The organism is Pantoea cypripedii, from assembly GCF_002095535.1.
Classification (GTDB): domain Bacteria; phylum Pseudomonadota; class Gammaproteobacteria; order Enterobacterales; family Enterobacteriaceae; genus Pantoea; species Pantoea cypripedii.
Map to the genome: position 1 here is coordinate 1,904,319 of NZ_MLJI01000001.1, position 19,484 is coordinate 1,923,802.

Sequence of the window (19,484 nt, forward strand, 5' to 3'; positions counted from 1 at the left end):
ACAGGGCAACAATGAAAAATATTCTCGCAATCCAGTCACATGTTGTTTATGGCCACGCCGGAAACAGTGCGGCCGAGTTTCCCATGCGTCGGATGGGGGCCAATGTCTGGCCGCTGAATACCGTGCAATTCTCCAACCACACTCAGTATGGACACTGGACCGGCACCGTGATGCCCGCCACCCATCTGACTGATATTGTGCAGGGCATTGCGGCGATTGACCGTTTGAAGACCTGTGATGCGGTGCTGAGTGGTTATCTCGGTTCCGCCGAACAGGGCGAGCAGATCCTGGAGATTGTGCGTCAGGTAAAAGCCGCTAACCCGAACGCCTGGTACTTTTGCGACCCGGTGATGGGCCATCCGGAGAAAGGCTGTATTGTTGCGCCAGGTGTGGCGGAGTTTCATTGCAAAATGGCGCTGCCGGCCAGTGATATTGTCGCGCCCAATCTGCTGGAGCTGGAAATGCTCAGCGGTCAGAGCATTGCCAATGTCGAACAGGCGGTGGTTGCTGCCCGTGCCTTGATTGCCCAGGGACCGAAAGTGGTGCTGGTTAAACATCTGGCGCGCGCCGGACGCCGCAGCGATCGCTTCGAAATGCTGCTGGTGACCGCCGATGAGTGCTGGCATATCGACCGTCCGCTGGTGGATTTTGGTGTGCGTCAGCCGGTCGGCGTCGGCGATTTGACCAGCGGCCTGCTGCTGGTGGACCTGCTGCATGGCAAGTCACTGCGTGATGCGCTGGAACACGTTACCGCAGCGGTGTATGAAGTGATGCTGAAAACCCATGAAATGGGCGAGTATGAGCTGCAACTGGTTGCCGCGCAGGATGCGATTGCACAACCGACGCAGCACTTTGACGCTATTAAAATCTAAAAGACACGGATCTGCCGTAGCGGCGCGATTTATCGCGCGGGTTTTACCCCGGCGCAGCAGCCCAAATGCTCGATAAATCGCGCCGCTACCAATCAGTGCCACAGGCCGGTGTCACCGGCCTGTCATCATCATTCCAGGCCTTCCGCTTTCAATGCGGCCTGCACTGCCGGACGCTCCGCAACCCGCGCAAACCAGCTGTTCAGCGCGGGCAGGTCGCTCAAATCCAGTTGCACCGCCTGCGCCCAACGCGTCACCACAAACAGATAGGCATCGGCGACGGTAAAACGCAGCCCCATCAGCCATTGTTTATCCTGCAAGGCGCGATCGGCGATTTCGAATTTTTTCTTCAGTTGCTCACGCACCAGCGTTTTGTATTCGGCGGGGGTATCTTTCCTGAACAGCGGGCTGAAGCCTTTATGCAGTTCGGTGCCGATAAAGCTTAACCACTCCAGGGTGTGATAACGCGTCAGGCTGCCTGTCGGAGCCAACAGGTGGCGATCGGGTTTTTGATCGGCCAGGTACTGCACAATCGCCGTGCCCTCCGTTAGCAGGCTGCCATCATCAAACTGCAGAGCGGGAACTTGTCCTTTCGGGTTTATCTGCCAGTAATCCTCCCCCTGCTCGGTACGTTTCTGTTGCAGGTCGACATTGACCTGCGTGAAGTCCAGCCCGCATTCGCGCATCACAATGTGTGGCGAAAGCGAACAGGCACCGGGCTTGCAATAGAGTTTCATCATGGCTTCTCCAGGTTTTGTTGTGATCGTAACAGCATAAATCGGCATAAAAGTTTTGCCAGTGATACCGATCAGGATTCAACGTTGCTGCGATAATTTTCCGCCTTAAAACAGGCGAGTGTCGGGAGTTCTGCCAGGGCAAAATCCCAGAACTGGCGCACTTTAGGCGTCATATTTTTCACTCGTTGCGTCACCAGTTGTACCGGCAAGGCAGCGGGTTCCCACTCGGGTAATAAACGGACCAGTGTGCCATGACGCAGATCGTCCAGCACCTGGTAGGAGAGCAAACGGCCAACGCCCTGGCCGCTACGCAGCGCCAGCAGCTGGCTTTCGACCTCATTCACCCGCAGGCGCGGTGTAATGCGCACACGCACATCGCGGGCAAAGCGCCATTCCCGCGTCTGCCGTAGCCCGGCGACCAGGGCGTGCTCGTTCAGCGCAGAAGGGTGCAGCGGTGAGCCAGCGCGTTGCAGGTATTGCGGGCTGGCAATCAGCATGCTCTGCACCTCACCGACACGGCGCGCCACCATGGATGAATCCTGCAACTCACCGATACGCAGGGCGATATCCAGCGAGTTATCAATCAAATCCTGATAGCTGTCGCTTAACACCAGCTCCAGCTGAATTTCCGGATGCTGATCGAGAAAAGCGTTCACCAGCGGCATCACATGACGGCGGCCAAACTGAACCGGTGCGGTGACGCGCAGCAATCCCTGCAAGCCACTGTGGTGCGCACTGTCCATTGCTGCCTGATAGTTTTCCAGCAACTGACGTGCCTGCTCAAACAACTGCCAGCCCGCTTCAGTCGGGGCCAGCTGGCGCGTGGTGCGTTCAATCAGCGTGGTACCAAAGCGTTGCTCCAGCGCCGCCAGCGTGCGGGTAATCACTGGCGGGGAGCGTTGCAAACGCCGCGCGGCGGCGGCCAGGCTGCCTTGCTGGATGACGGTTACGAACACTTCAAGCTCGTCAAATCTGTCCATCATTCTTCCTGTTTCGGTAACAGTCTCTTGTTATAACACGATCTTCCTTACTTAAATCACAAGAGTAAGCTAAGCAAAACAGGAGACCACCATGAAACTTTATAGCACCCCGTTATCTGGCCATGCCCATCGCGTCCGTCTGTTGCTCAATATGCTGCGGCTGGATTATCAATGCATTGAAGCGGCAGCCGCACAGCGTCAGCAGGACGAATTTCGCCTGCTCAATCCGTGGCAGCAAATCCCGGTACTGGTCGATGGCGATGAGGTTGTCTACGACAGCAACGCCATTCTGGTGTACCTGGTGCGGCGTTATGCACCGAACAGCCACTGGCTGCCGGAGGAGCCGGTGGCGGCGGCACGGGTGCAGCTGTGGTTAGGCAAAGCCGCAGGCGAGATTCGTTACGGCGTGGGTTCGGCGCGATTAATTAAACAGTTTCAGACCCCGGAAGATTACGCCTCGGCCCGCAGCGTCGCCGCGCGTTTTCTGCCACAGATGGAGCAGCATCTGAGTAGCGGACGTTGGCTGGCCGACGAGCAACCGACGATTGCCGATCTGGCCTGCTATGCTTACGTTGCTTGCGCGCCCGAGGGAGGCATTTCCCTGCAACCCTGGCCCGCGATTCGTCAGTGGCTGGCTCAGGTCGAGGCTCTACCCGGCTTTGAGGCGTTGCCGCCATTGCCTCTCCCTGAGGACGATGATCATGTTTCATCCCGGTGAACAACAGGCACAGCAGCTGGCGGGTTTTCGCCAGGTGCGTGCCGCCATCTATGATCAGATGCCGCAGCAGCATCAGTTGTTTTATGCCCAGTTGCCTTATCTGTTACTGGCGCAGCGCGACCCGCACGGCTGGCCGCTGGCCCATTTGCTGATGGCGGCACCGGGTTTTGTGCAGCCGCTGGATGAAAATCACCTGGCAATCCAGCGTAGCGCGTTGCAACGCGCACCACTGCTGTCATTGCCGGAGGAGGGCGATGCGCTGGCAATCCTTGGCATCGATTTCGCCACTCGTCGCCGTAATCGCGCGAATGGCGAGGTGGCGGCACTCGGCCCGGATGTTCTGGTGATGCGGGTGCGCGAGAGTTTTGGTAACTGCCCGCAATATATCCATCAATATCCCTGGCAGGTGCCTGCGGCGGGGAAAATTGCGGTGACGCCGATAACCCAGTTGAGTGGGGAAGATCAGAATCTGCTCGGTCGCAGCCAGACCTTTTTTATCGCCAGCGGCGAGCCGGGCGGCAGTATGGACATTTCCCATCGTGGTGGTCCGGCAGGTTTTTTGCGCTGGCACGCAAACGGGCGCTTGTCATTTGATGATTTTCCCGGCAATCGCTATATGAACACGCTGGGGAATCTGTTGCTGGATGCGCGCTGTGCGCTGCTAATCCCCGACTGGCAGCAAGGCACCGCGTTGCATTTGCAGGGTGACATGACCATCGACTGGGAAGCCATAAATGGAGAGGGCAGAGCCATCCGCCGCTTATGGTTTACCCCGCATCGTATAATGCGTCTCGGGGCCGGAGCCTGCTGGATCAGGCAATAAAAAAGCCGTCACCCGAGGGATGACGGCTTAATCGTTTTTCCGGATGGTACCGACGGATTATGAGTTCGCGTTAGCGCGCTGCAATTCCGTCTGGGCATCATCCTGAGTCATGCGATTCAGCAGCGGGGCGGTGATCAGCATCAGGATCGCAATCACACCCGTCGCGATACCGATCTGCTGGAACACGTGGCTGTACACTGCCAGTGAGGTGTGCGGATCGGTCACGTCATTCGGTACGGCCATCAGGTTAGCCACTTTACCGGCGATCATCGCTGCGCCTGCGGTGGTCAGGAACCAGGAACCCATGATGAAGCCCATCAGACGCTGCGGCACCAGCTGTGCCACCATCGCCAGACCCAGACCAGAAATCATCAACTCACCGACACTCTGCAGCGCATAGCTGATGATCAGCCAGTTCACTGACACGATACCGGCATCATTAGCGAATTTGGCACCAAACGGCAGCACCAGGAAGGCGGCTGAACACAGCACCATACCAATGGCAAACTTGTGTGGCATCGGCAGTTTATCGCCCATTTTGTTGTACACCGCAGCCAGAATCGGGCTGGCAAGCATGATCCAGAATGGATTCAGTGCCTGGAACTGTTCCGGTTCGAAGGTAATGCCGAGAATGGCATGCTCAACGTTACGAATCGCGAAGAAGTTCAGCGAGGTCGGCATCTGCATATACAACACGAAGAACACAATGGCTTCGACCATCAGCAGGAAGGCGACGATCATTTTGCGACGTGCCGCACCCTGCAAGGCAAAGGCTTCTTTGGCAAATACCAGCACGATACCAATGGCGATCGCGCCCAGCGCCATACGCGCAATGCTCTGATGATGCAGCAGCAAGGTTGCCAGTGCCACCAGTGCCACGACGCCAACCAGCGTCATCAGCAGTTTGTTGATTTGCAGCGGCGCGAAGTCCGGTTTTGAGCCGTAGCTTTTGACCAGACGCTGACAGAACAGGAAGTTAAGCAGGGTGATCACCAGACCCACCACAGACAGGGAGAAAGCCGCACCCCAGCCGTACTTCGCTGCCAGCCATGGCGTCAGCATCATCGAGAACAGCGAACCGATGTTGATCGACATGTAAAACATGGTGAATGCACCATCGATGCGCGGATCGTCTTTCTCGTAGCAGGTTGACAGCAGCGAAGACGGGTTAGCTTTAAACAGGCCGCTACCTACCGCAATGGTCGCCATACCGACGTACACCATGGTGGTGTCATGACCCGAAAACGCGACAAACGCGTAACCCAGCGCCAGCACCATCACGCCCAATACGATCACGCGTTTGGTACCCAGTACTTTATCGCCCAGCCAGCCGCCAATCGCGACCAGGCCGTAAACCAGGGCGCTGAACGAGGTGAACAGGGTGATGGAGTCTGCTTCAGACATCCCCAGCTGTTTCACCAGGTAAACCGCCATAATGGCCTGCAGGCCGTAGTAACCAAAACGTTCCCACAGTTCGATCGAGAAGATCAGATAGAACGCTTTCGGTTGCTTGAACGCGTTGAGGCTGACTGCCTCATCAGTGTGTTTGTTTGCAGTTGACACGAGTACCTCAGTTTATACATAGCCTGTTTTTTGACAGGAATTAAGTCTGCGTCAGGCTGGGTAAATCCTGCGCAACAATGTTATTAGAAAGGAAAAACGGCGCCTAATTTGGCTGAATCAGGCCAGCAGGGCAAGTACTTTTTACACGCTGAAATACCTGCTAAGGGTAGGGTTAAAGCAATAATAAAAAGTTGTTAATTAGTGTTAAATACCAATTGAAACCATTATATCAGGATAATCGGTTGGTTTGCAGATCTCGGGGATCATTTTCCTGATATAAACTGCGATTATTCTTATTTTTAGCAGATATGACTGTTGTATAAAACATAAACAAAAAATTAGTCTGTGTATGTCTGATTATTGAGCACAATGGGTTGATTATTGAGCGCAAAAAGCTACCTAAAGATGTCAGAACGCTAATTTGTTGATCCTGCGCACAAAAATACCAATTAATTAAATATGTAAAAAAAGAAAACGTTTGCGGAGGCGAATTAAATCGCATAAAAAGTCGCCATTAAGGCAATTTGACGGCATAACGACAGTTTTAAGCGACTTTCTATCCTCCCTTCCAGTGACGTGAATTTGTTGCGCAATTGTTGCGTCAATGACTCTTTATTGATTGATCGTTCAATATAAAAAGATTACACTTCTTAATATTCCATAGACAAAACCGATGAACACCATGCCAAAAGTGGGAATGAAAGCCATTCGCCAGGCGCAATTGATTCAGGCGACCTTAACGGTCATTGACCGGGTGGGGCTGGCAGATGCCAGCATCGCGGTGATTGCTAAAGAAGCGGGCGTATCGACCGGCATCGTCAGCCATTACTTTGGCGACAAAAACGGTCTTCTTGACGCCTGTATGCGCCAAATCCTCGCCGATCTTTATCTGGCGGTAGAACGGCAGCGACGGCTGGCGGCAGACACACCGGAAGCGCAGATCCGCGCCATCATTGATGGCAACTTCGATTTGTCGCAGGTGGAAGGGCCGGTGCTCACCACCTGGCTGGTGTTCTGGACCAACAGCCTGCATCACGACAATTTGCAACGTTTGCAGCGTATTAACGACAAACGACTGTGGTCGAATATTACCGCGCAGTTTGCCCGGGTGATGCCGCGTGAGCAGGCGAGGGCCGCAGGCAGCAGTCTGGCGGCATTAATTGATGGACTGTGGCTACGCATGACGTTGGCACCGCAGCCGATGGAACAGGGGCTGACGCATGCGCGCCAGCTCTGCTATCAGAATCTCGCCCTGTGGCTGGCCGCCGCAGGGTCAACCCTATCCTGAGGAGGACGCATGGCTGATATTCCGCGCCGCGGCTTATATATCAATGGTCAGGAATGCCTGGGTAACGGGCCGCTGTTTACCAGCATCAACCCGGCGAACGGCAGAGTGCTGGCGGAAATCACTGCGGCAAGTGGCGAGGATGTGGATCGTGCCGTCGCCACGGCGCGCGAGGGGCAGCGTATCTGGCGCGGTTACACCCCGGTGGAGCGCAGCCGCGTACTGCTGAAAGCGGTGGCGTTACTGCGTGAGCGCAATCAGGCGCTGGCCGAGCTGGAAACCGCCGATACCGGTAAACCGATCAGCGAGACAGCGGCGGTGGACATCGTCACCGGTGCCGACGTGCTGGAATATTATGCGGGCCTCGCCCCGGCGTTACAGGGCGAGCAGATCCCCTTGCGCGAAACCGCGCTGGTCTACACCCGACGAGAACCGCTCGGCGTGTGTGCGGGCATTGGCGCATGGAACTACCCGATTCAGATCGCGCTGTGGAAAAGCGCCCCGGCGCTGGCGGCGGGTAACGCGATGGTGTTTAAACCGAGCGAGGTCACGCCACTCAGCGCGCTGGAGCTGGCGAAAATCTACAGCGAAGCCGGGCTGCCGGATGGGGTGTTTAACGTGGTGCAGGGCGCGGGCGAAGTGGGCCAGGCGCTGAGTCAGCATCCGCGCATCGACAAAGTTTCCTTCACCGGGGAAGTGAATACCGGGAAGCGTGTGATGGCGGATGCGGCGTTGGCGAATCTGAAGGAAGTCACCATGGAACTGGGTGGCAAATCACCGTTAATCGTATTTGACGATGCTGACCTTGAGCGTGCCGTGGACGGCGCGCTGATGGCGAATTTCTACAGCAGCGGCCAGGTATGCACCAACGGCACCCGCGTATTTGTGCAGCGCAGTATGCAGGCCGCGTTTGAGCAGCGTCTGCTGGAGAAAATGCAGGGTATTCACATGGGCGATCCTACGGACGCCACGGTGAATTTTGGTCCGCTGGTGAGCGAGCAGCACTGTCGCAAGGTGGAAAGCTATCTGCGCTTGGGTAAAGAGCAGGGCGCGCGTTTGCTGACGGGGGGCCATCGCGTGGTTGACGGCCCGCTGGCGCGTGGCTGTTACATCGAACCGACGGTGTTCAGCGATTGTCGCGATGACATGCGCATCGTGCGTGAAGAGATCTTCGGCCCGGTGATGAGCATTCTCACCTTTGATGACGAAGAGGAAGTGATTACCCGCGCCAACCACACCGAGCTGGGGCTGGCCGCCGGGATTTTTACCCGCGACCTGAACCGCGCCCATCGCGTGATTCATCAGCTGGAAGCGGGTATTTGCTGGATTAACAGCTGGGGTGAATCCCCTGCGCCGATGCCGGTTGGCGGGTATAAGCAATCGGGACTCGGCCGTGAAAACGGCATCACCACGTTGCAACACTACACACGCACCAAATCGGTGTTGATTGAACTGGGTGACTACCCAAGCGCATTTTGAGTTGTGACCGGCGGTGCGCCGCCGGTGTGATCTGGAGGTTGAATGCAGAAATTTGATTACATCATCATTGGCGCAGGTTCCGCTGGCAACGTGCTGGCAACCCGTTTGACTGAGGATGCTGACGTATCGGTACTGTTACTGGAAGCAGGCGGACGCGATCACCGCTGGGACTTCCGTACCCAAATGCCAGCCGCTTTGGCCTATCCGTTACAGGGTAAGCGTTATAACTGGGCTTTTGAAACTGACCCGGAACCCCATATGAACCACCGCCGCATGGAGTGTGGACGCGGCAAGGGATTGGGCGGCTCGTCGCTGATCAACGGCATGTGTTATATCCGTGGCAACGCGCTCGATTACGACAATTGGGCGAAGAAGTCGGGGCTGGAGAACTGGTCCTACGCCGATTGTTTACCTTACTTCCGTAAGGCGGAAAAGCGTGATATCGGGGCGAATGATTATCATGGGGGCGAGGGTTATCTCAGCGTCACCACCGCCAAAGCGGGTAACAATCGCCTGTACCGTGCCTTTGTCGATGCAGCAAAGCAGGCCGGACACCATGAAACCGACGATCTCAATGGCTATCGTCAGGACGGTTTTGGCCCGATGGATCGCACCGTCACGCCGCAAGGCCGCCGTTCCAGCACCGCGCGTGGTTATCTCGATGTAGCGAAGCAGCGCCCGAATTTAACCATCATCACCCATGCACAAACCGATCATATTGTGTTCGATGGCAAAACCGCGACCGGGGTGCGCTGGCAGGTGAAAGGCCAGCCGCATGAAGCCCAGGCGCAGCGCGAAGTGTTGTTATGTGCGGGTGCTATCGCTTCACCGCAGATTTTACAGCGTTCCGGCGTGGGTCCGGCAGAGTGGCTGAGCGAGCTGGACATTGATGTGGTACACGCGCTGCCGGATGTCGGACGCAATTTGCAGGATCACCTTGAAATTTACATGCAATTTCGCTGCAAACAGCCCATCAGCCTTTACCCGGCATTGCAATGGTGGAACCAGCCAGCGATCGGCGCTGAATGGCTGTTGAAAGGCACCGGGGTGGGAGCCAGCAATCAATTTGAAGCAGGGGGTTTTATTCGCAGCGACGATCAGCCGGACTGGCCGAATCTGCAATATCATTTCCTGCCGGTGGCGATTAACTACAACGGCAGCAGCCCGGTGAAGGAGCACGGCTTCCAGGCGCACGTCGGGCCGATGCGTTCCATGAGTCGCGGCCGGGTGAAACTGACCTCGAAACACCCTTATGCTGCGCCGTCGATCTTCTTTAACTACATGTCAGAGGATCGTGACTGGCAGGAATTTCGTGCGGCGGTGCGGTTAACGCGCGAGATCATGCGCCAGCCCGCGCTGGCAGAGTATTGCGGTGCCGAAATTCAGCCCGGTCTGGCAGTACAAAGTGATGAGCAGATTGATGCCTTTATCCGTTCGCATGCCGAAACCGCCTACCATCCGTGCGGCAGCTGTGCCATGGGTTATGGTGAAATGGATGTGGTGGATGATGTGGGCCGTGTGCATGGCATGCAGCAGCTGCGCGTGGTTGACGCGTCGATTATGCCGCAAATCACCACCGGCAACCTGAATGCCCCGACAGTCATGATCGCGGAGAAAATCGCCGACGCGATCCGCGGCCGCACGCCGCTGGCGCGTTCAACTGCGGATTATTACGTGCAGTCATAACCGCAGGGAGCCGTAGCGGCGCGATTTATCGCGCTATTTTGTGCATGGTGCCGGTTAACCCCGCACAATAAATTGCGCCGCGACATGACATCCAAACCGCATTGCTGTAACCTCCTTTTTTCCCCGAAAGGACGTTACCATGACGCAGTCAGTTCGTGTCGCCCTTGTTGGCGATTACCGTGCCAGTGCCGTCGCGCACCAGGCCATTCCTCCCGCTGTTCAGCTTGCCGCACAACACCTTAACCTCAACGTCACCGCCGACTGGATCGCCACTCCTGAGATCAATGTCCCTGCCTTCGCCGACTACGATGCGATCTGGGTAGTGCCAGGCAGCCCGTATCAAAACGACGCCGGTGTATTCGCCACCATCCAGTGGGCGCGTGAAAACGGCAAACCTTTCCTCGGTTCCTGCGGCGGTTTCCAGTATGCGGTGATTGAGTATGCCCGTAATGTGCTGGGCTGGGACGATGCCGCCCATGCGGAAACGGATAAAGAAGGACGCTGGGTGATTGCTCCCCTTAGCTGTTCACTGGTGGAGCAACGCGGTGAAGTGACCTTTAAGCCCGGTTCGCGTATCGCCCAGGCGTATGATGCATTGCAAAGTGATGAGGGTTATCACTGCAATTTCGGCGTGAATCCGGCATTCAGCCAGGCGCTGGAAACGCAACATCTGCAAATTACCTCCTGGGACCTGGCAGGTGACGTGCGCGGTATTGAACTGAACGATCATCCGTTCTTTATTGCCACGTTGTTCCAGTCAGAACGCGCAGCGCTGCAAAACCGTTTGTCACCGCTGGTAGTGGCGTGGTTGCAGGCGGCAGTGGGTTAATTGCTGGCGGCGCGATATCCGAAATATCGCGCCCAGGCACGGCCTGAACAGATGTCAGCGCTGTATTTGCAGTAGCGGCTTTTTCTCACGACCGGACTGATAATAACAGGCGATCGCATTCTGCCATTGCTCCAGCGGAAAAACTGTGACCTCCCCGCATGCACTCTCACGCAACAGTGACCAGATTTCGACAAATAATTGCTGCCAGGCCTGCGGTGACAGGGCGTCGAGATAATGCCGCACATGAAACCAGTGTAAAGCGGGCAGGGAGGCATTGACGCGTACCGGTTGCCCGGTCAGCACGCCATAGGCAACGAAATGCGCCTCAGCAGGCAATGTCTGCCAGATCAACTGACCTAAGGTCCCACCGACTGCATCAAATACCAAATCGGCTCCTGCTGCCAGCTGGCGGATCTCATCCTGATTATCCTGCTGGATCGCGTGGATGCCCAACCGTTGCAGGCTGTGCGCATGTTGAGGTGCGCGATAAATGGCGGTGACGCGACGCGCCCCACGTTTATGCGCCCACTGCGCCAGCAGCTGCGCACAGGTTGATCCTCCGGCTGTCAGTAAAATTTTTTTTCCGGCAGGGGACCAGTGCTGCAACATCAGTAACGCCGCCAGCGGATTGATATAGGCGCGGGCGGCAAGCTGGCTGTCGATATCATCAGGCACTGGCACCGCAAGTGCCGGATCGATATCAACAAAGCGTTGCCAGGTACCTGCGCCACGCAGCGGCAACACCCGTTTACCCAGCAAATGTTGCCAGGCGTCAGGGGCAGCGACCACCGTTCCGACACCTTCATAACCGGCCACCCGTGGCGGCATCACGCGATGACGATAGGCACCGGTAATGGGGATGAGATCGGAGGCGTTAACCGGCGCAAACTGCATCTGAACGCGCAGTAACGTGCTGGCCGGTGGCGCGAGGGGATGATTTTCGCAGGCGAGGACATCCAGGGGATTGCCAAACTGCCGAAACATTAACGCGACATTCTCAGCCGTGGTCATGGCAGCCCTTACTCAGTTTTGGCGTCGAACTCGCACAGATCTTCAATCAGGCAGGAGCCGCAGCGCGGTTTACGTGCCACGCAGGTGTAGCGACCGTGCAGGATCAGCCAGTGGTGGCAATCGACTTTAAATGCCTTCGGCACCACTTTCAGCAGCTTTTCTTCCACTTCTTCGACGTTTTTGCCGGGGGCAAACCGCGTGCGGTTGCTGACGCGGAAAATATGGGTATCGACGGCGATAGTTGGCCAGCCAAAGGCGGTATTCAGTACCACATTGGCGGTTTTACGTCCGACGCCAGGTAATGCTTCCAGCGCGGCCCGATCTTCCGGCACGGCACCGCCGTGCTGTTCCAGCAGGATTCGGCAGGTCTTGATGACGTTTTCCGCTTTGCTGTTAAACAGGCCGATGGTTTTGATGTACTCTTTCACGCCATCCACACCCAGCGCCAGGATGGCAGCGGGGGTGTTTGCCACCGGATAAAGTTTGGCGGTGGCTTTATTGACGCTGACATCGGTAGCCTGCGCCGACAACAGCACCGCAATCAACAACTCGAACGGTGAAGTGAAGTTCAGTTCGGTGGTGGGATGGGGATTTTCATCGCGCAGGCGTGTCAGAATTTGTACGCGTTTGTCCTGATTCACACCGCTTTCTCCGCCTGACCCTGAGGTTCAGCCACTGGCGCAGTAGCGCGATTGGCCGCACGCTGCTTCATTTTCTGATCGATGAGATATTTAGCCGCCAGCAGCATGCCGAGGCCGATAAATGCGCCCGGTGGCAGCATGGCCAACAGCATCGGTGAGTCAAAATGCACCACTTCAATACGCAGCACTTTGGCCCAGGGGCCGAGCAGTTGATCGGCACCGTTGAACAGCGTACCGCTGCCGATGATTTCGCGAATTGAGCCGAGCGTCACCATGGCGCAGGTCGCCCCCATGCCGATGGCAAAGCCATCCAGTGCCGAAAGGGGAATGCTGCTTTTTGAAGCGACGGCTTCGGCACGGCCCACCACGATGCAGTTGGTCACAATCAGCGGGATAAAGATGCCGAGGGATTGGTACAGGCCGTGGGCGTAGGCGTTGATCAGCATCTGGACGCAGCTCACCACCGAGGCGATGATCATCACGTAAATCGGAATACGGATATCGGCAGGCACCCAGCGACGTGAGGCGGAAATGGCGCTGTTGGTAATGGTCAGCACCAGTGTGGTCGCCAGACCCAGACCGAGGGCGTTGGTGGCGGTGGACGTCACCGCCAGCAGCGGGCAGAGTCCAAGCAGCTGCACCAGCGCAGAGTTATTTTTCCACAGGCCGCCGATCAGTAAGTTTTTCGCTTCACTCATTTGCCTCTCCACACTCGGGCAGCGAAGACAGTTTCGCTGGCAGGGTTTCAATCAGTAACGCGGTACGCTTGGTGGCATTGACCACTGCGCGCGGGGTGATGGTGGCACCGGTGAACTGGTCAAACTCGCCGCCATCTTTTTTCACCGCAAAATTCTTGTCGTCGGCACCGTGTACCACTTTGCCGTTAAAACTGTTGATCCAGTCCGAGACGCGCAGCTCGATTTTATCGCCAAGTCCCGGCGTCTCATGGTGTTCAATTACGCGCACACCCAGCACCTTACCGTGAAAATCGGCACCGACCAGCATCTCAATCGCACCAGAATAGCCATCCGGCGCGGTGGTCTCAAGTGCGGCAGCCACCGGGGTGTTGCCTTTACGCGCCAGGTACAGATGATGCGGCTTGCCGTTACCGAGGGCTGGATCGGTGACAAGATAGCATTCCTGCTGGATATGGTTGTCGTACATATCGGTCGGCACCACCTGATCCAGCAAGTTTTTCTGTTGCAGCGCGGTCTGATGATCCACCGTCGGCTTGGTCACAAAGTTGACCACTGCGGTGACACCGGTGGTGATCACCGCGAAAATTGCCAGCGTCAGCGCATTTTTACGAATAGTTTCGAACATCGGTTAATCCTTACGATGGCCGTAAACGCGCGGCTGGGTGTAGTAATCGATCAACGGCACACAGATGTTGGCCAGCAAAACCGCAAACGCAACGCCATCGGGATAACCGCCAAAGCTGCGAATCAGCCACACCAGCAAACCAATCAGCGCACCGTAGATCAGGCGACCGCGGTTGGTGGTGGAAGCCGTCACCGGATCGGTGGCGATAAAAAAGGCACCGAGCATGGTTGCGCCAGAGAACAGATGAATCAGCGGCGAGTTCAGCGACTCCGGGGAAAACAGCCAGCCGAGGGTGGCGCAGAACGCCAGTGACAGCAGGAAACTCACCGGAATGTGCCAGCGGATAGCGTTTTTTGCCAGTAACAACAGACCACCGAGCAGATAACCCAGATTGACCCACTGCCAGCCTAATCCCGCCAGCACGCCATGATAAATCGGTGCGGCCAGCAGCTGTTCGGCGCTGTGCCCGGCGCGCAGACCGGTTTTAAAGGTGTCGAGCGGCGTGGCCTGGCTGATGCCATCTGCACCGAGTTGCAGCTGCTGCATGGTTTCACCGGCCAGCGTGTGATGGGTGAAAACCATGCTGAGGGAATCAAGCAGACCCGGTTTGATGGTTTGCAGCGCATCCGGCGGCATCCAGCTGGTCATCTGCACCGGGAAGGAGATCAGCAGCACCACATAACCGACCATCGCCGGGTTAAACGGATTCTGTCCAAGGCCGCCATACAATTGTTTGGCGATCACGATGGCAAACACCGTACCAATCACCACCAGCCACCAGGGGGCCAGCGGCGGCAAGCTGATACCCAGCAGCAGGGCGGTCAGCAACGCCGAGTTATCGGCCAGCGTCGGCACCACCGGGGTTTTGCGCAAACGCAGAATCGCGCCTTCGGTTGCCCATGCGGTGATAATCGCCAGCGCCACCTGAATCAGAAAGCCAACACCAAAAAAATACCATTGTGCTGCCATGCCCGGCAGCGCAGCCAGCACCACCAGCAGCATGATATTGCCAGTGCTGCGGCGGTTATGGGTATAAGGGGAACTTGCGAGTCGAAAAGCCATTTAATCCTCAAACGTCGAAGGCTGCTGCTGCGCGAGTTTGCGCGCTTTGGCACGGGCGACCGCTGCGGCAATTGCCGCTTTGCGTGGGTCGGCGGAGTCAGGAGACGCAGCGGCCTCCGTTTCCGGGGAATCAACAGCGGCAGAAGAATCAGCCTGTTGCGCGGCAGCAGCAGCGGCTTTCTTTGCCTTTGCGCGGGCTATGGCGGCTTCGACTGCGGCTTTGCGCGGATCAACCGGCTCTGCGGCAGGGGGTTCAGCAGGGGCAACCGCTGGCTGCGCCGCAGCCGCTTTCTTCGCCTTAGCACGGGCAATGGCGGCCTCTACGGCGGCTTTACGTGGATCAACCGGTTCAGCGGGCGTTTCGCTCACGGGCTCCGGCGGGGCAGCAGCGGCTTCGCTGACTGGCTCGCTGGTGGCCGCTTTTTTCGCTTTGGCGCGGGCGATGGCGGCTTCGACCGCCGCTTTGCGCGGATCGCTAGCCTGACGACTCAGTGCCTGAGTTTCAGCCTGGGTTTCCGCCTGACGTGCCAGCGCCTGGGCATGACGTGCTTCGCTTTCTGCGGCAGCCTGTTCAGGCGTGACGGTCTGACGTGCTTTGACGCGCGCCACAGCAGCATCCAGTTCACCCTGATCGCTACGCGCAACACGTTGCTTCGCCTGTTCATGACGTGCTTCACGCGCCAGTTTTTCCCGTTCCAGACGTGACTGACGTGCTTCAAAGCGCGCTTTGGCTTCGGCAGTACGTTTTGCTTCCAGGTCAATGGCGCGCAGTTCGGCCTTCTCCTGGCGATAATATTGCACCAGCGGAATGTTGCTTGGGCAGACATAAGCACAGGCACCGCATTCGATGCAGTCATCAATATGATGCGCGCGTGCTTTATCATGATCGCCACCCTGGCTATACCAGTACAGCTGCTGTGGCAGCAGTTTTGCCGGGCAGGCATCGGCGCAGGCGCTGCAACGGATACAGGATTGTTCTTCCTGATCGTTGCCCATCTCGTCAGCCGAAGGAGCCAGAATGCAGTTGGTAATCTTCACCACCGGCACATCCAGCGACGGCAGGGTAAAGCCCATCAGTGGGCCGCCCATAATCACCATCTGGCGTGCGCCTGGAGTAAACCCGGTATGATGCAGCAGGTGGCTGACCGGGGTACCAAGACGACCCCAGACGTTACGCGGCTGAGCAATGGCTGCGCCAGTCACCGTCACCACGCGTTCGGTAATCGGTTCGCCGTCAATAATGGCGCGTTTCACCGCCCAGGCGGTGCCGACGTTTTGCATCAGCACGCCGATATCGGTGGAGCGGCCGCCATGCGGCACTTCCAGCCCGGTAAGAATTTTGGTCAGCTGTTTGGCACCACCGGACGGATATTTGGTAGGGATCACCCGCAGTTCCATATCGCGTTCACCACCCAGCGCCTGTTTCAGCGCCGCGATGGCTTCCGGCTTGTTATCTTCCACGCCAATCAACACCCGCTCGGCCTGTAACAGCCAGGCGAGGATACGACAGCCTTCCAGCACTTCCGCCGCGCAATCCTGCATCAGACGGTCATCGGCGGTGATATAGGGTTCGCACTCGGCAGCATTAATAATCAGCGTCTTCACGCCGCGCAGACCGCCACGCAATTTGGTCGCCGTCGGGAAACCCGCGCCGCCCAGGCCAGCAATCCCGGCCTCAAAGATGCGTTTCACTACCTCTTCGCGCGACAGGGCACGGTAATCAGGTTGTGGGTCGAGAGTGGTCCAGCGATCCTCGCCGTCGGCGGTGAGGAAAATACACAGCTCAGACAGGCCAGACGGGTGCGCAGTCATATGCGGCGCAATGGCGTCAATGGTGCCGGAAGTCGGCGCATGGACCGGCAACATACGCCCGCTGCCAAAGGTCAGCGGCTGGCCACGCAGTACGCGATCGCCAGGTGCGACACAAATCTCGCCTTCATGGCCGATATGCTGCTTGAGGGGGATGATAAAACGGTCAGGCAGCGGCAACTGACTGAGCGGCGTACCGTTTGACTGTGTTTTCATTTCCGGCGGATGAATGCCGCCCTGAAAATCCCACAGCTTCTCTTTGCGTAACAGGTTGAGCAAATTAAGCATGACTTTCTACCGGGATCACCCGTACAGGAATGGTTTCGAGATCCCACTTCCAGTTGGCCGTGGTGGTGGCAACCGGACGCATCTCAATGCAATCAGTCGGACAAGGGGCAACGCAGAGATCGCAACCGGTGCAGACATCGCTCAGCACGGTGTGCATCGCGCGGGTGGCACCGACAATCGCGTCGACCGGGCAAGCCTGAATGCATTTGGTGCAGCCGATACAGTTGGCTTCATCAATCCAGGCAACGGTACGCACCGGGGCCAGTACCTCTTCACCGCCGTCCAGCGGTTGTGGCTCGACGTTAAGCAGCGCAGCCAGTTTCAGCATGGTCTGCTCGCCACCAGGCGCGCATTTGTTAATCGCTTCACCGTTGTTACCGACGGCATCCGCATACGGGCGGCAGCCTGGGTAGCCGCACTGACCACACTGACTTTGCGGCAGAATGGCATCAATTTGTTCAACAATCGGGTCTTCTTCGACCTCGAAACGACGCGCGGCGTAACCGAGCAGGGCACCAAATACCAGGCCCAGGGCACTTAATACGGCAATTGCTATCCAAATCGCGGTCATCAGAATTTCACCAGACCGCTAAAGCCCATAAACGCCAGCGCCATCAGGCCAGCGGTAATCAGGGCAATGGAGTTCCCTTTAAACGGGGTCGGCACATTGGCCAGCACCAGGCGTTCGCGAATCCCGGCAAACAGCACCATCACCAGCGAGAAGCCGAGCGAGGCGCTGAAGCCATACAACGCAGCCTGCAAAAAGGTGTGGTTCAGGTTGACGCTCAGCAATGGCACGCCCAGCACCGCACAGTTGGTGGTGATCAGCGGCAGAAAGATGCCAAGCAGACGATAGAGGGACGGGCTGGTTTTACGCACCACCATTTCGGTGAACTGCACCACCACGGCGATCACCAGGATATAGGCCATGGTACGCAGATAAACCAGATCGAGCGGAACCAGGATCAGATGGTTCACCAGCCAGGCGCAAATCGACGCCAGCGTGATCACGAAGGTGGTGGCAAGTCCCATGCCGATGGCCGTTTCCAGTTTTTTTGACACACCCATGAACGGGCAAAGTCCAAGGAACTTTACCAATACAAAGTTGTTCACCAGCACGGTGCCAATAAAGAGCAGTAAATAATCGGTCATGACGAAACCTGGGAAGCCGAAAGGCGTCTATTATCCGGAATTGAGAGCTGCATCTCAACCCAGGCTGCGTTTACAGTGGGGTTGAGAGCACTCAGAATTAAATTCCTGACGAATCTTGCGCCATTACGGCTGGATAAACGTCTGTTTCACGCGTCGTGAACGCTTGAAATAGGGAACAAATACCGCCGCGGCCAGCAGCGACAGCAGTAATGTCTGGATTGCTTTGCTATCGGATACCGGAGTGAACGCGAAGGTTTTTACTGCCAGCAACACCGTCATCAGCAGCCAGAGAATGTAGTGACGCGGCAGACGTTGCGAGCGTTTACAGAAAATCCAGCAAACCCAGATGCTATAGGCCCAGACCAGCCCGGCAGTCAGCAGTGAAACTGACCATTGCGTCAGTAAAATACCGCCGTGCGAGAACAGCGTGGTGCGCAGTTCGGGGTTGAACAACGGGCTAAGATACATCGCCACCACCAGTGCGCTGGTCAACATGGTCATAATCAGCCACGCCAGCGGTAATAACAGCCAGCCAGCAATACGAGGTGGATTCACCTGTTCAGTCATCGAAAAAGTCCAGTTACCGGGATTAGGGCCGTAAGCGTATCATGTCCAAACGGGTCACGCCCGACCTGGACAAGGCAATAGTAACGGAAAGCAGGAAGTGGAACCGTATTAAACTACGTAGCGCCAGACAGATTTAGGCACGCGGCCCAGATCAAACAGACGGCCACCGGAAGCCAGTTCGGCACGACGGTGATCGGCAGCACGATACATATTGATGATTTCATTATCATCAGTCAGTGAATAGTTAAGATGGTCGTAGAGTTTTTCCAGACTCTCAAGATTATTCACTTTACGGAATTTCAGCAGGTAATCGAGCGCAGTCATGATTGCCATTAAAAAAATAAAGAACAGGGAAGCGCCAAGTATAGGGAGCGCGGTGCCAGAGTCCATACGCCAGCCATAAAAAAATGCAAAAATCAGACTAAGTAAGCCCTGTCGCGCACCAAAAGACACTTTTTTACCGTTTAGACAATTAAATGCGCCTCGTTATGGTGCAATTAAACCCATTTTACGTCGGTTATTCAGGCAATGGTGAAACGTCTCCTTCAGGTTGGCAGAAAATAGGCAGCGTTATTTTTTGCGCTTTATAACGCTAATTTATACCAGGCGCTTTACTGAATTTCCGGATTATTACCGACTGGTCGATAAATTGATGTACACGG

The 19,484-nt window shown here is 56.6% G+C and carries 20 protein-coding genes; 7 read left to right on the top strand and 13 right to left on the bottom strand.

Annotated features, from left to right (window positions below):
• Positions 1–11 precede the first annotated feature (11 nt).
• Positions 12–872 (top strand): pyridoxal kinase PdxY, encoded by an 861-nt coding sequence (pdxY, locus tag HA50_RS08905; protein WP_084874355.1) that lies wholly within the window; start codon positions 12–14, stop codon positions 870–872.
• Between the two features lie 128 nt (positions 873–1,000).
• Here pdxY and gstA read toward each other — a convergent pair whose 3' ends face one another.
• Together gstA and HA50_RS08915 are read right to left on the bottom strand one after the other, a co-directional pair.
• Positions 1,001–1,606: a glutathione transferase GstA gene (gene gstA / locus HA50_RS08910; RefSeq protein WP_208617314.1), complete on the bottom strand. Its 606-nt coding sequence runs from the start codon at positions 1,604–1,606 to the stop codon at positions 1,001–1,003.
• 71 nt (positions 1,607–1,677) lie between these two features.
• On the bottom strand, positions 1,678–2,586 hold the full coding sequence (locus tag HA50_RS08915) for a LysR family transcriptional regulator (protein WP_084874360.1): 909 nt from the start codon (positions 2,584–2,586) through the stop codon (positions 1,678–1,680).
• 91 nt (positions 2,587–2,677) lie between these two features.
• On the opposite strand from HA50_RS08915, the gene HA50_RS08920 reads away from it, so the two are divergent.
• Complete coding sequence (locus HA50_RS08920; protein WP_084874363.1) at positions 2,678–3,304, top strand: glutathione S-transferase family protein; 627 nt, start codon at positions 2,678–2,680, stop codon at positions 3,302–3,304.
• Positions 3,288–4,127: a pyridoxamine 5'-phosphate oxidase family protein gene (locus tag HA50_RS08925; protein ID WP_158087400.1), complete on the top strand. Its 840-nt coding sequence runs from the start codon at positions 3,288–3,290 to the stop codon at positions 4,125–4,127. The genes HA50_RS08920 and HA50_RS08925 overlap by 17 nt, the downstream gene beginning before the upstream one ends.
• Positions 4,128–4,184: 57 nt before the next feature.
• Here HA50_RS08925 and dtpA read toward each other — a convergent pair whose 3' ends face one another.
• The gene (gene dtpA, locus HA50_RS08930) at positions 4,185–5,690 is read right to left on the bottom strand and encodes a dipeptide/tripeptide permease DtpA (RefSeq protein WP_084874369.1); all 1,506 of its coding nucleotides are present in this window, start codon (positions 5,688–5,690) and stop codon (positions 4,185–4,187) included.
• A 682-nt stretch (positions 5,691–6,372) separates the two neighbouring features.
• Between dtpA and betI the strand changes: the two genes are divergently transcribed.
• The 4 genes from betI (at position 6,373) to HA50_RS08950 (ending at position 10,969) form a co-directional block, all read left to right on the top strand.
• Positions 6,373–6,978: a transcriptional regulator BetI gene (gene betI / locus HA50_RS08935; protein ID WP_084874372.1), complete on the top strand. Its 606-nt coding sequence runs from the start codon at positions 6,373–6,375 to the stop codon at positions 6,976–6,978.
• A 9-nt stretch (positions 6,979–6,987) separates the two neighbouring features.
• Positions 6,988–8,454, top strand: a complete 1,467-nt coding sequence (gene betB / locus HA50_RS08940) for a betaine-aldehyde dehydrogenase (protein ID WP_084874375.1) — start codon at positions 6,988–6,990, stop codon at positions 8,452–8,454.
• 42 nt (positions 8,455–8,496) lie between these two features.
• Complete coding sequence (betA, locus tag HA50_RS08945; protein WP_084874378.1) at positions 8,497–10,140, top strand: choline dehydrogenase; 1,644 nt, start codon at positions 8,497–8,499, stop codon at positions 10,138–10,140.
• A gap of 139 nt (positions 10,141–10,279) precedes the next feature.
• Positions 10,280–10,969, top strand: a complete 690-nt coding sequence (locus HA50_RS08950; protein WP_084874380.1) for a CTP synthase C-terminal region-related (seleno)protein — start codon at positions 10,280–10,282, stop codon at positions 10,967–10,969.
• A gap of 54 nt (positions 10,970–11,023) precedes the next feature.
• On the opposite strand, the gene HA50_RS08955 is transcribed toward HA50_RS08950, so the two are convergent.
• The 10 genes from HA50_RS08955 to ydgT all read right to left on the bottom strand — a co-directional run bounded on the left by HA50_RS08955 (position 11,024) and on the right by ydgT (position 19,146).
• Complete coding sequence (locus HA50_RS08955) at positions 11,024–11,980, bottom strand: zinc-dependent alcohol dehydrogenase family protein (protein ID WP_084874383.1); 957 nt, start codon at positions 11,978–11,980, stop codon at positions 11,024–11,026.
• 8 nt (positions 11,981–11,988) lie between these two features.
• Positions 11,989–12,621, bottom strand: coding sequence for an endonuclease III (gene nth / locus HA50_RS08960; RefSeq protein WP_084874386.1), 633 nt, complete (start codon positions 12,619–12,621; stop codon positions 11,989–11,991).
• Positions 12,618–13,319: an electron transport complex subunit E gene (locus tag HA50_RS08965; RefSeq protein ID WP_084874389.1), complete on the bottom strand. Its 702-nt coding sequence runs from the start codon at positions 13,317–13,319 to the stop codon at positions 12,618–12,620. Before HA50_RS08965 ends, nth begins: the two co-directional genes overlap by 4 nt.
• A complete protein-coding gene (rsxG, locus tag HA50_RS08970) occupies positions 13,312–13,944 on the bottom strand; it encodes an electron transport complex subunit RsxG (RefSeq protein WP_084874392.1) in 633 nt (210 codons plus the stop codon). The genes HA50_RS08965 and rsxG overlap by 8 nt, the downstream gene beginning before the upstream one ends.
• A gap of 3 nt (positions 13,945–13,947) precedes the next feature.
• Positions 13,948–15,006, bottom strand: a complete 1,059-nt coding sequence (gene rsxD / locus HA50_RS08975) for an electron transport complex subunit RsxD (RefSeq protein WP_084874395.1) — start codon at positions 15,004–15,006, stop codon at positions 13,948–13,950.
• Positions 15,007–17,103 (bottom strand): electron transport complex subunit RsxC, encoded by a 2,097-nt coding sequence (gene rsxC, locus HA50_RS08980; protein WP_084874398.1) that lies wholly within the window; start codon positions 17,101–17,103, stop codon positions 15,007–15,009.
• Positions 17,096–17,674 carry an electron transport complex subunit RsxB gene (gene rsxB / locus HA50_RS08985; RefSeq protein ID WP_084874400.1) on the bottom strand — a complete coding sequence of 193 codons (579 nt, stop codon included), beginning with the start codon at positions 17,672–17,674 and terminating at the stop codon, positions 17,096–17,098. Before rsxB ends, rsxC begins: the two co-directional genes overlap by 8 nt.
• On the bottom strand, positions 17,674–18,255 hold the full coding sequence (gene rsxA / locus HA50_RS08990) for an electron transport complex subunit RsxA (RefSeq protein WP_021185190.1): 582 nt from the start codon (positions 18,253–18,255) through the stop codon (positions 17,674–17,676). The genes rsxB and rsxA overlap by 1 nt, the downstream gene beginning before the upstream one ends.
• 123 nt (positions 18,256–18,378) lie before the next feature.
• Positions 18,379–18,822, bottom strand: a complete 444-nt coding sequence (locus HA50_RS08995) for a DUF2569 domain-containing protein (protein WP_084874402.1) — start codon at positions 18,820–18,822, stop codon at positions 18,379–18,381.
• A 108-nt stretch (positions 18,823–18,930) separates the two neighbouring features.
• Positions 18,931–19,146 carry a transcription modulator YdgT gene (ydgT, locus tag HA50_RS09000; RefSeq protein ID WP_041525780.1) on the bottom strand — a complete coding sequence of 72 codons (216 nt, stop codon included), beginning with the start codon at positions 19,144–19,146 and terminating at the stop codon, positions 18,931–18,933.
• Between the last annotated feature and the right edge of the window lie 338 nt (positions 19,147–19,484).